This window comes from Pedobacter sp. GQ55 (genome assembly GCF_059758925.1).
On sequence record NZ_JCAXEI010000002.1, the window covers coordinates 972,293 to 985,156 of the forward strand.

Consider the following 12,864-nt stretch of genomic DNA (forward strand, 5'->3'; position numbering starts at 1 on the left):
TTAAGCGACATGAGATTAACTAAATTAATATATAGTACCCTTTTCTTTATCACAGCTACATCCCTGGGGTTGAAAGCTCAAGATACAAAGACTACAGAAAAGAAGACGGATGATAAGGCTGTTACCGAAGAAATTGAAGTTGTAAGGCCTTACAAACCTATTTTGGCAGAAGCAGTAAAACTGAGAAGAAGCCCTGATCTGAACGATATAAAAACATATAAGGCTAAATTTAACTATAGCCTTACCGATAGAAAATTAGAACTAAATTCCGACATCAATAAATTACAAGCCCAGGAAGTAGTTGCCGAAAAACAAGAAGAGCTAATAAACAACTATATTAAAGGTGGTTTTGGATCTGCGAAGACTATTTTTGGCGAAGCTTATATAAACCTGGGTCGTGATGAGGCTATGCGAGCCGGTGGGTATTTTCAACATTTTAGTCAATCAGGCAAGCTAAATAAACAACAGTCCAGTCAGCAAAAACTTAGCGTTTTTGGCCGTAGCATTGGTGATGTTGTTACCCTAAGTGGTCGCGTTAATTTTCAAAGAAACGGATTATATTTCTATGGAATTGATAAGGCCAATCCAACATTAAATCCCGATCCCGAAAAACAAACTCTTAATTTCTTCGAAGCAGAAGGAGAACTTGTAAATAAATACACAGAAGATCCCGATGCCCTTAGTTATGCATTGAAACTTAACGGATATATCTGGAGTGATAAATTTAATGCCAAAGAAAACTCAGTTGTTTTAAATGGATATGTAAATAAGAGAATCAGTAAGTTTAACTTAGGTCTTGCTGCATCAACTGAATTTGGAAGCACTAAAGATGAGCTAGTAAGTGTAGGCAACAATCTTTTAAAGTTAAATCCTTATATCAGATTACAGGCTAGTGGTGTAAAGATAACTGCAGGAATTAATTTTGTACAGGAATTTGGTGCATTCTCATCAAGTAGAATTTTCCCAGCTGTAACAGCAGATTTTACATTAATACCTGATTACCTGCAAATATTTGGAGAAGTAAAAGGAGATGTAAACCGTAATTCTTTAAAACAGTTTAGTGATGAAAACCCATTCCTGAACAACAATATTACCATCAGAAATTCTATCGAAAAACTAAGTATCAGTGGTGGTATCAAAGGTACAGGCGGTCCTGGATTTGGATATAAAGCAAGAGTATACCACAAGAGCATTGAAGATATGCCCTTGTTCGTAAACAACTTTTCAAGTTTCAATAAATTTGATGTGATCTATGATTTCGGAACCATGAAACTTCTCGGAATAGAAGGAGAACTTTCTGTACAGGTAAGTGATGCGTTAAAATGGACCGGTAAATTAAATTTTGAAGATTATAAACCTGCGGCAGAAACACAAAGTTGGTTTAAGCCTCAAATGCGTTTAAGTTCTGATCTATCTTATGTGATCAACAAAAAAGTAACCCTTAATGCTTCTGTAGCACTTCAGGATGATAGCAAAGCAAAAATTTATACTGCAGCTCCTGCTAATCCTTATTATACACCTGATCCTGCCAACGAAACTGTAGTTACCGTTAAAGGATTTGTTGATTTAGGAGCCGGAGTATCATATAAAATAAATAATAAGTTTTCTGCCTTCGCAAGAGCCAACAATTTATTAAACTCATCGTACAGCAGATACTTGCATTATGAGGTAATTGGGCTTAATGTTTTTGGAGGCATAAGCTACTCATTCTAATAGGTTTTTAATTAATAATTGGTTGATACGGAATTAAAATTTATTTTTACCAGAATGGATATCTTATCATACCTTACTGAACTTATAAAAACTCGTAAAGAAGTTGGAATTTCTGGACTGGGTACTTTTTATAAAAAGAAATCGCCAGGAAGGTACGATGTTGAAACGCACTCTTTTCTGCCCCCAAGTTATACTTTGGCATTTGTAGAAGAGAGTAGAGAATCTCAATCCCTTATCACCTATATAGGTAAAAAAAGAAACATATCAACCGAAGCGGCTACTTATTATATTGACCAGTTTGCTGATGAGACTATAAAACAACTTTCTGAGAAGCAATATGCTAATTTTGGAGAAATAGGTATACTATCTGGCACACCTGGAAACTTAATTTTTAACCCCAAAGATCAACTAAACTTTGGCTTTGACTTTTATGGTTTACCTCCTTTAAAAGAAGAAGCAGCTGCCATTATTAATAAAAACATTTCGCAAGCTGAAATAGTTAATGAACCAGCTATTGAACAACCACTTTCTTTTGAACAAGAGCCTATAATTACAGAAGAGCAATTGGATCTTGAAGATAATAATGCCGATTTGAGTGATGGGTCAGATGAGATAGAAGTTATTGTTCATCATCATGAAGAAAAACCTGCACGTGATGACCAACCTGTTTATGACGAAATATCAGAAATTAAAATAGCTCAAAAACCTACCTCTTCAATTTCAATTGAAACTCCGGAGGGGTTAGACGGTGATTCAAATGTTGTTGAAGGGCCTACTGCTCCAAAAGTTGTCAATGCTCCATTCTTTAATACACCAAGTCCACTACAGCCGCAAATTGCGGAACCAATAGAGACCGAAGAAGAAAGCCAGGGGCTTCCGTTCTACCTAAAAATTATAATTGCCTTTGCAATAGTAGTAGCGATAGGACTGGCAGCATATTTTATTAAGCCTGATCTTTTTAATGGTGCTCTAAATAAATCTGATAATAACCTTCATGACAATTCTGAACTGATTAAAAATAATGATAAAATCAGAGCTGATTCAATTGCCGAGACAGATAGCATAAGAATAATCAATGAAAAAGCAATACAAACTGCAGATTCAATAAAAAAGGATAGTTTGGCTGTTAGTCCCGTTAAACCAGCGCCAACTTCCGCTGTTTCCGGAGCTATTGTCAGTGGCCCTGAAGGTCCGGTTACATGGGAGGTTATTGGTGCTTCAGTAATTAATCAAAAGGAAGCAGATAAATTTATCGCCCAAATGAAAGCAATAGGTATAACTGCAAAAGTTATCCCAACCCTTCCTGGTAAAAGGAGATTGAAAATTAGCATTGCAACATTTAAAGATGAAGAAAGTGCAAGAGAAGGACGCAAACTACTAGTCACAAAATTAAAAGATCCAGGAATTTATATACATCAAAATAAACACACACACAAACCACAATAAATATGATCGTTTTATTACAAGGTGCAACTGATACCGCTAACAAGCTTATTGATACCGCTAATAACTTAAACCAAGCAATTACAACTGCCCCACCAGAGCTTCATTTCATAGACCTTTTATTTAAAGGTGGGTGGGTAATGCTCCCTTTAGCTTTTTTGGCATTTTTGGGATTAGTGATCTTTGTTGAAAGATACCTGACAATAAGAAAAGCTTCTAAAACTGAATCCAATCTGATGCTTCAGATCAAGCAATACATCCATGATGGAAGATTAGAAAATGCAATAACTTTATGTCGCAACAATAACTCTCCATTAGCAAGAATGCTTGAGAAAGGATTAAAACGTATTGGTCGACCTATTAAAGATATTGAAGCTGCCATTGAAAACAATGGAAAGTTAGAAGTATCGAAATTAGAGAAAAACATAGGCATACTAGGAATTATTGCGGGTATTGCTCCCATGCTTGGTTTCGTAGGAACAATTATCGGGGTAATTACTATTTTTCATGATGTTTCCATTAAGGGAGCCATCGAAATTGGCACAATATCTGGTGGTCTTTATACAAAAATGATTACCTCAGCAACCGGACTGATTATAGGTATTATTGCTTATGTACTATATCATATTTTAAATATGATGGTTGAGCGCATAATTTTAAGAATGGAAACTGATGCTATCGAATTTATTGATCTATTAGAGGAGCCAGGAAAATAATGAATTTACGCAAAAGAAATAAAGGAACTGTAGAGGTACATACCTCTGCTTTGAACGACATCATGTTCTTCCTGCTTTTGTTTTTTCTATTGGCATCAGCTGTAGTTAATCCACAGGTAGTGAAGTTATTATTGCCCCGTTCAGAATCCGGGCAACAATCTAATGCCCAAAAAACCGTTACTGTATCTATAGATGAGAAATTAAATTATTTTGTAGACAAGCAACCTAGTACGCTTGAAAATCTTCAGGCTGCAATTGAAACTTATCAAAAGCAATCCCCAGACTTAACTATTGTTCTTTACGTTGCAAGAGGAGTATCAATTGAAAATACAATGCTTGTTTTTGATGTGGCTAACAAATTAAAACTAAAAGTTGTACTCGCTGTAGAACCTAAGAAATAATGACTTATCCTAAAGAAGAAAACAATTATCCTAAGGCACTGGCAATATCTACCGGTATCATGGCTGCATTGCTTGCTTTAAGCTTCTTTATTGTTATTGGAAGCTTTGAGCCGGAAGATGCAGGTATGGGGGGTATGGTTGTTAACTACGGGACTTCTGTAACAGGTATGGGTTCAGATTATACCAGCATAGAGGAGCCTTCTGCAGATCCGAATGCGAATAACCGTCCACCAGATAAAGTAACACCAACGGAAGTAACCAAAGAAACTCCCACTCCACAAGTAAGCGAAAAAGAGATCGTTACCCAAAACTCTGAAGAGGCCGTAGTTGTAAAAAGTAAAGCAACTAAAAAAGAAGCTACTCCTACTGCAACTAATACCGAGACAAAACCTTCAAAACCAGTTGTTAATCAAAATGCCTTATACAAAGGAAAATCCAGTAAAGGAACTGGTGCAGGTGATGGAACAGGTGATACACCAGGAAATCAGGGAAGCAAAAATGGGGACCCGCTAGCCAATAATTATGGCGAAGGTGGCTCTGGATTTGGTGAAACTCCTATTGCATTAAGAAAGTTTACAAACCTCGTTACACCACAGGATGATGGTCAGAAAACCGGTAAAATCGCTGTACGTATAAAAATTAACAAAGCCGGTCTTGTTATAGATGCTACCCCTGGAGTTAAAGGAACTACGCTAAATGACAGGGAGTTATGGCAAAAATGCAAGGAAGCTTTAATGGGTGCTCGTTTAGCGCCATCAGAAACCGCCCCAGATATTCAAATTGGTGTAGTTGTTTTCAACTTTAAAGTTAAATAATCAGGTAGCTTTGATACTTTTGTGATGTTATTAAGCATCAGAAATGAATTACGAACAAACCATAGATTATTTATACCGCAAACTACCAATGTTTACCAGGGTTGGTGCTGTTGCCTTTAAAAAGGATTTGCACAATACCATTGCAATGTGCGAAAGGCTGGATAATCCGCAAAATAATTTTAAGACGATACATATTGGCGGCACAAATGGGAAAGGTTCAACCTCCCACATGTTAGCCGCCATTTTTCAACAAGCAGGTTATAAAACCGGATTGTACACCTCCCCTCATTTAAAGGATTTCAGGGAACGAATCAGAATTAACGGCGAAATGGTTTCTAAAGATTTCGTAATAGATTTTGTCGATCAACAACAAGAAATCATTGAAGAACTTAGTCCTTCTTTTTTTGAAGTTACCGTAGCCATGGCATTTTCATATTTTTCCGAACAGAATGTGGATATTGCTATAATTGAAGTGGGTTTGGGTGGCCGACTAGACTCAACAAACATTATAACTCCAGAATTGTCTGTTATCACCAATATTAGTCTTGATCATACCAACATCCTCGGTAATACATTAAAGGAAATTGCCGGAGAAAAAGCTGGAATTATAAAACCAGGTATTTCTGTCGTAATTGGGGAAAGCCATCCAGAAACCGATCAGATTTTTATTCAAAAAGCAAAGGACACACAAAGCCCGATTCTTTTTGCCGACCAGCAAATGCAGATTAGCAAGTCAGTTAAAGAAGATGAGTATTTAAATGTTTCCATCTCACAGAACGGAAATATATTGATTGAAAATCTCTTGCTTGATCTTACTGGAACGTACCAATTAAAGAACATTTTAACTGTTATTCAGGCAGTCGAAACTTTAAGAACATTAGATTTTAAGATTGATAATGATGCGCTTTATGCTGCACTAAAAGATGTAAAAGGCTTAACCGGTTTAATGGGGCGTTGGCAAATATTAAGTAAAAACCCTTTAATAATTTGCGATACCGGACATAATATTGCAGGTATAAAAGAAGTGATGCAAAATATTAATGATACACCACATAACAGACTTCATGTTGTAATTGGGATGGTGAAGGATAAGGACATTAGTGGTGTATTGGATCTTCTTCCAGCAAAAGCCACGTATTATTTTTGCCAGCCACAACTTGAAAGGGCACTGCCTGCTCAAGAGCTTGCATGTGAAGCAGAAAAACATGGACTAAAAGGATTAGTATTCCCAACTGTTGAACTTGCTATAAATGCCGCTAAGAAAAATGCAAATGCTGATGACCTCATTTATATAGGTGGAAGTACTTTCGTAGTGGCTGAAATACCATAAAACTTTTACACTATATTAAAGGATACCTACAGCCAAGTAATTAACTTTATAAAATCCTAACAAAACATTAATACACTATTCTTTTGCCTTATAAACTCTAAAAATTCAACAAATAATGATGAAAAGAATTATCCTTTTATTTACCATTTTAGCCCTGTTCTCAACAGGATCAATAGCACAAAAAAAAACAGCGCCTGCAAAAAACACGTCTTCCACTACATTAAACAGACCAAAATTAGTGGTAGGATTAGTTGTTGATCAAATGAGATGGGACTATCTGTATCGTTACTATAACAGATATTCAAATGGTGGATTTAAGCGAATGGTAAATGAAGGGTTCTCTGCTGAGAATACTTTTATTCCATACACTCCTACCTATACAGCATGTGGACACTCGAGTATCTACACTGGATCAGTTCCGGCTATTAATGGGATCATTGGAAACGATTGGTATGATCCACAATTAAAACGCGGAGTTTATTGTGCCGAAGATACTACAGTTAAAACAGTAGGTAGTGACACCAGAGCTGGTTTAATGTCTCCTAAAAACTTACTAACCACCACTATTACTGATGAACTTCGTTTAGCAACAAACTTTAAAAGTAAAGTAATCGGCATATCATTAAAAGACAGAGGATCAATTTTGCCAGCAGGTCATTCTGCTAATGCGGCCTATTGGTTTGATGGAGGAACTGGTGATTGGATTACCAGTACACATTACATGAATCAATTGCCATCATGGGTAGTAGAATATAACAAGTTGAAAATGGCAGACAAGTATTTTGAGAAGAACTGGAATACACTATATCCAATTGAAACTTATGATCAAAGTTCTACCGACAATAAAGAGTATGAAGGAAAATCTAGAGGAGAACAAACCCCTACCTTCCCTCACCCTTTCAAGTTGTATGCTGGAAAGAATTATGATATGATAAAAAGTTCTCCTTATGGAAACACAATGACTTTAGAGTTGGCCAAACTTGCTATAAATTCAGAGCATCTTGGCCAGGGAACTTCCACTGATTTCCTTGCTGTCAGTTGTTCTGCAACAGACTATGTTGGACATCAATATGGGCCAAATTCAATAGAAGCGGAAGACACTTACCTTAGGTTAGATAAAGATTTGGAACAGTTCTTTAATTATATGGATACTAAAATTGGCAAAGGAAATTACCTTGTATTTTTATCTGCTGATCACGGGGCAGCTCATGTTCCAGGATTTATGGCAGAAAATAAACTACCTGGGGGATTATTCAATGACTCTCCGGTTATAAAGAGTTTAAATACTACAATTGAAGAAAAATTTAAAGTAAAGAAAGCAATTATCACTTCTACTAACAGCCAGTTTTACTTCAACCATCAGGCCATTAAGGATGCCAATGCAGACTTTGATGCAATAAAAGCATTAGCAATTGCAACACTAAAAGAACAAGATGGAGTTATGGATGCAGTAGATCTAACTAAATTAGCCAGCTCTACCCTACCTGAACCAATAAAGAAAGCCATTACTAATGGATATAATGCACGTAGAAGTGGCGATATTTATTATATCCTGAAATCAAACTACTTCGAAGGTGGTAAAACAGGGACAACTCACGGTGCATGGTTCCCGTATGACTCGCACATTCCATGTGTATTTATGGGATGGAATGTAAAACCAGGAAAAACAAATAAAACTCATTATATGACAGATATAGCAGCTACCCTGGCTGCAATGCTCCATATTCAGATGCCTAGTGGCTGTATAGGCGAGCCAATAACAGAACTAACACATCAATAAAATCTTTATAAGTACAAGAAGGCCACTCAAGAATATTTTTGAGTGGCCTTTTTGTTACCTTTGATTACCAATTATTAAACCAGCTATGGAACAAATTGAAATCTATAAGCCCAAACATAAAATCCGTTTTGTAACTGCAGCAGCATTATTTGACGGGCATGATGCCACAATCAATATCATGAGAAGGATTCTTCAATCCTCTGGGGCAGAAGTAATACATTTAGGCCATAATCGCTCGGTTGAGGAAGTTGTAAACTGTGCCATACAAGAAGATGTTCAAGGGATTGCAATGACTTCCTATCAAGGCGGTCATATCGAATATTTTAAATATATGTATGATTTGCTTCAGGAACGTGGGGCACCCCATATCAAAATATTTGGTGGTGGTGGTGGTGTGATCCTGCCTTCGGAAATTGCAGAGTTACAGGCTTATGGTATTACAAGAATCTATTCTCCTGATGATGGCCGTAAAATGGGGTTGCAAGGCATGATTAATAATATGCTTGAACAAACTGATTTCATCACTACAAAATCTTTAAATGGGGAATTAAAAAACATCCCAAAAAAAGATATCAAAAGCATTGCTGCCGCAATAACAGTTGCAGAAAATGATCCGGAGGCGGCTCAATCTTTTGTAAACGAGTTAAAAAAACTCACTATCAGCAACAATGCTCCGGTACTTGGTATTACAGGAACTGGGGGATCCGGCAAGTCATCCTTAGTTGACGAATTGGTAAGAAGATTCCTAACAGAGGTAAAAGATAAAACACTCGCAATTATTTCAGTTGATCCATCCAAGCGCAAAACTGGCGGCGCCTTACTTGGAGACAGAATCAGGATGAATGCGATAAATAATTCCAGAATATACATGCGCTCATTGGCTACAAGACAAGCCAACTTAGCACTTTCAAAAAACGTTCAGGAGAGCATTGATATCTGCAAAGCTGCAGGTTATGATCTAATTATAGTTGAAACTTCAGGTATTGGGCAATCAGATACCGAAATAACAGAACATTGCGACATTTCTTTATATGTAATGACTCCCGAATTCGGCGCAGCTACCCAGTTGGAAAAAATTGATATGCTCGATTTTGCTGACCTTGTTGCCATCAATAAGTTCGATAAGCGCGGTGCCCTGGATGCTTTACGTGATGTCCGAAAACAATTTAAACGCAATCACAATCTGTTCAATGCAGATGACGACAGCCTTCCCGTTTATGGCACAATGGCCTCCCAGTTCAACGATCAAGGCATGAACAATCTCTTTACCGCCTTAATGCAAAAGATAAAGGAAAAGACAGGAATCGATTTTAAAGCCCAAATGGAGCTTATTGGAGGAGAATCCGAAAAGATTTATATAATACCACCAGACAGAATACGATATCTCGCAGAGATCGCTGAATCTAGCCAGACATACAATGAATGGGTAGATAGACAAGCTGCAATTGCTAGCAAAATGTATCAATTACAAGGTGCTATTGATCTTTCAACTGAGGAAAACCTAACCAACACCTTAAAAGAGATTTATCAATATCAAGAGGAACAATTGGATGGAGAATGTAGGAAGTTACTACGCCATTGGCCAGAAACTAAAACCAAATACCAGCAGAAGTTCTTTGTATATAAGATAAGAGATAAAGAGATCAAACAGCCGCTCTTTTACGAGTCGCTCTCTAAACTGCAAATCCCAAAGGTATCGCTGCCCCGATATAAGGATTGGGGCGACATTCTTCAGTGGTTATTGACAGAAAATGTCCCTGGTGAATTCCCTTATGCCGCCGGTGTTTTTCCCTTAAAACGCGAAGGAGAAGACCCAACCCGGATGTTCGCAGGAGAAGGTGGCCCAGAAAGAACAAATAAAAGATTCCACTATGTATCTTTAGGTCAGCCTGCACACCGCTTATCCACGGCCTTTGATTCTGTAACTCTTTATGGAGAAGATCCACATGTACGCCCTGACATTTATGGCAAAATAGGTAACTCTGGTGTAAGCATAGCAACTCTTGATGATGCTAAAAAACTATACTCCGGTTTTGATCTTTGTGCCCCATCAACCTCAGTGTCTATGACAATAAATGGTCCGGCACCTATGCTATTAGGCTTTTTCATGAATGCTGCAATAGATCAGCAATGCGAGAAACACATAATGGAAAATGGATTACAAAAAGAAGTAGAAAACAAAATTCGTTCGATATATAAGGAAAAAGGACAGCAAAGACCAACCTACAATGGATCTTTACCTGAGGGGAACGATGGTCTGGGATTAATGCTTCTTGGTGTAACCGGCGATCAGGTATTGGCAGCAGATGTATACGCCAGAATTAAAGCGCATGCAATGAGTACAGTTCGTGGCACTGTCCAGGCAGATATTCTTAAGGAAGATCAGGCACAAAACACCTGTATTTTCTCTACCGAATTTGCCCTTAGAATGATGGGAGACATTCAAAACTACTTCATTGCCGAAAAAGTACGCAACTTCTATTCAGTATCAATTTCCGGATATCACATTGCTGAAGCAGGCGCAAATCCAATATCTCAACTTGCCTTTACATTGAGCAATGGTTTTACTTTTGTTGAATATTATCTGAGCAGAGGAATGAATATTGATGATTTTGCACCTAATCTATCTTTCTTCTTCTCCAATGGCATCGATCCTGAATATTCGGTGATTGGCCGTGTAGCAAGACGTATATGGGCTAAAGCAATTAAAAACAAATACAAAGGAAATGATAGGTCCCAAAAACTGAAGTATCATATCCAAACGTCGGGACGTTCATTGCATGCTCAGGAAATTGATTTCAATGATATACGCACCACCTTACAGGCACTATATGCGATCTACGACAACTGTAATTCACTTCACACAAATGCTTATGATGAGGCTATAACTACTCCAACAGAAGAATCTGTGCGCAGGGCGATGGCTATTCAATTGATCATTAACAGGGAACTTGGCTTAGCTAAAAATGAAAACCCACTGCAAGGAGCCTTTATCATTGAAGATCTAACTGACCTAGTCGAGGAGGCTGTATTGTTAGAATTTAAACGGATTAATGACAGAGGAGGAGTATTAGGCGCAATGGAAACCATGTATCAACGAGGTAAAATACAGGAAGAAAGCTTATACTATGAGACGTTGAAACATACTGGTGAATATCCCATAGTAGGTGTAAATACTTTTCTAAATAAAAATGGCTCGCCAACAATAATACCCGGAGAGGTAATTAGAGCGACAGAAGAAGAAAAACAATATCAAATTACAGCACTTAAGACCTTTCAGGATAGAAATTCAGACTCATCAACATTAGCATTAAAAAAGCTTCAAAAAACTGCAATTGCTGGAGAAAATATATTTAGTGAACTTATGGAAGTATGTAAGATATGTTCTTTAGGTCAAATCTCTAATGCACTTTATGAAGTTGGGGGTCAATATAGACGAAATATGTAAAACCATTAGTACTAAAAAAGGCCTGAATTTGAAAATTCAGGCCTTTTAAGTATTAAAAGATACCGCTTTTAGTTAAGCATGAATCCAGCTAAATTTATAGTCCATTGTTGGATTGTTCATTCTCTCAGCAACGCGCAACAGCCTGTTTGGTAAAGCCATGATATAATCACGTGCTTTTTCTCCGGCCTCATTTAAATCACGCATACTTTCTAACTTCCACTCTTCAATTAACTGTTGCATGATTTCCACGTAATCAATCGCAGTATACACTCCTAAACGTTGGGCAGCATCAGTAAAATGTCCAAATGTTTGTCCAATTTTCATACCCATTTCACGTAAGAAGTGAGCAGGCATTACGATCTTCTTTCTCATCATATCTTCAAAAGCGACCATTGCCTCATTTGGATCAACTTCAAATATTTTCGACATAAAATCTTTATACGCTTTTGCATGACGGGCTTCATCAGAAGCAATTACTCCACACATTTTAGAAAGTAATGTGTCACCATCCTTTTTAGCTAAAGAAGCTACTCTCCTGTGAGAAATATTTGTAGCTAACTCCTGAAAACTAGTATATATAAAGTTTCTATATGGATCATGGCCGGTTCCTATATCAAACCCATCTGCAATTAAGTATTGAGTTGATATTTCCATCTGACGCATATCAACACGACCTGACAAGTAAAGATATTTATTTAATAAGTCACCGTGCCTGTTTTCCTCCGCAGTCCAGTGACGTACCCATTTCATCCATCCACCTTGTTCATTTTTAGTAATCCCGTCTACCATACAAAGCCACGACTCGTATGTCGGTAATGCTTCTTCCGTAATAGTATCACCTATTAAAACAGCCACAAGATCATAAGAAAGATCCTTAGCATTCTCACGTAATAATTTTATATCCTGGTAGAAAGTTTCACTAGTAGAATCAGGCAAAAAATCAGATGGCTGCCAATTTGTATCAATCGGTTTCAGGTATGTTTCCATCATATCAAGCATATAGCCTTCTATATGTAACATTACTTCCCTTCTCTTTTCCGCGAATAAATTCATTCGTTTATATTATTTTAAATTTGTATCAAATATACCAAAATTATTGCATAAAGATGGTTGCACCAATACTTTATTAAGAAATAATCTAAGGGCCCTATCCCATTATCTGGTTGATTATTATGTAAGGTATTTATGAATATAAGAATAACATAGCATTCATCAAGA

The 12,864-nt window shown here is 37.2% G+C and carries 9 protein-coding genes and 1 pseudogene; 9 read left to right on the forward strand and 1 reads right to left on the reverse strand.

Features of this window, described 5'->3' with window-relative positions; genetic code table 11:
* Nucleotides 1–9 precede the first annotated feature (9 nt).
* From AC6CH7_RS08865 to AC6CH7_RS08905, 9 genes and pseudogenes are all read left to right on the forward strand, one after another.
* On the forward strand, nt 10–1,713 hold the full coding sequence (locus AC6CH7_RS08865; protein ID WP_498262336.1) for a hypothetical protein: 1,704 nt from the start codon (nt 10–12) through the stop codon (nt 1,711–1,713).
* Between the two features lie 54 nt (nt 1,714–1,767).
* Nucleotides 1,768–1,905, forward strand: a pseudogene (locus AC6CH7_RS08870) (HU domain-containing protein); the annotation flags it as partial.
* A gap of 3 nt (nt 1,906–1,908) precedes the next feature.
* On the forward strand, nt 1,909–3,159 hold the full coding sequence (locus AC6CH7_RS08875) for an SPOR domain-containing protein (protein WP_498262354.1): 1,251 nt from the start codon (nt 1,909–1,911) through the stop codon (nt 3,157–3,159).
* A 2-nt stretch (nt 3,160–3,161) separates the two neighbouring features.
* Nucleotides 3,162–3,872: a MotA/TolQ/ExbB proton channel family protein gene (locus AC6CH7_RS08880; protein ID WP_152542437.1), complete on the forward strand. Its 711-nt coding sequence runs from the start codon at nt 3,162–3,164 to the stop codon at nt 3,870–3,872.
* The gene (locus tag AC6CH7_RS08885; protein ID WP_498262337.1) at nt 3,872–4,273 is read left to right on the forward strand and encodes an ExbD/TolR family protein; all 402 of its coding nucleotides are present in this window, start codon (nt 3,872–3,874) and stop codon (nt 4,271–4,273) included. The genes AC6CH7_RS08880 and AC6CH7_RS08885 overlap by 1 nt, the downstream gene beginning before the upstream one ends.
* Nucleotides 4,273–5,088 carry an energy transducer TonB gene (locus tag AC6CH7_RS08890; RefSeq protein WP_498262338.1) on the forward strand — a complete coding sequence of 272 codons (816 nt, stop codon included), beginning with the start codon at nt 4,273–4,275 and terminating at the stop codon, nt 5,086–5,088. Before AC6CH7_RS08885 ends, AC6CH7_RS08890 begins: the two co-directional genes overlap by 1 nt.
* 43 nt (nt 5,089–5,131) lie before the next feature.
* Nucleotides 5,132–6,418, forward strand: coding sequence for a bifunctional folylpolyglutamate synthase/dihydrofolate synthase (locus AC6CH7_RS08895; protein WP_498262339.1), 1,287 nt, complete (start codon nt 5,132–5,134; stop codon nt 6,416–6,418).
* Between the two features lie 118 nt (nt 6,419–6,536).
* Nucleotides 6,537–8,198 carry an alkaline phosphatase PafA gene (gene pafA / locus AC6CH7_RS08900; protein ID WP_498262355.1) on the forward strand — a complete coding sequence of 554 codons (1,662 nt, stop codon included), beginning with the start codon at nt 6,537–6,539 and terminating at the stop codon, nt 8,196–8,198.
* Nucleotides 8,199–8,283: 85 nt separating this feature from the next.
* Nucleotides 8,284–11,646 carry a methylmalonyl-CoA mutase family protein gene (locus AC6CH7_RS08905; protein ID WP_498262340.1) on the forward strand — a complete coding sequence of 1,121 codons (3,363 nt, stop codon included), beginning with the start codon at nt 8,284–8,286 and terminating at the stop codon, nt 11,644–11,646.
* A 72-nt stretch (nt 11,647–11,718) separates the two neighbouring features.
* Here the strand turns inward: AC6CH7_RS08905 and AC6CH7_RS08910 are convergent, their stop codons facing one another.
* Nucleotides 11,719–12,699: an acyl-ACP desaturase gene (locus AC6CH7_RS08910; protein ID WP_498262341.1), complete on the reverse strand. Its 981-nt coding sequence runs from the start codon at nt 12,697–12,699 to the stop codon at nt 11,719–11,721.
* Between the last annotated feature and the right edge of the window lie 165 nt (nt 12,700–12,864).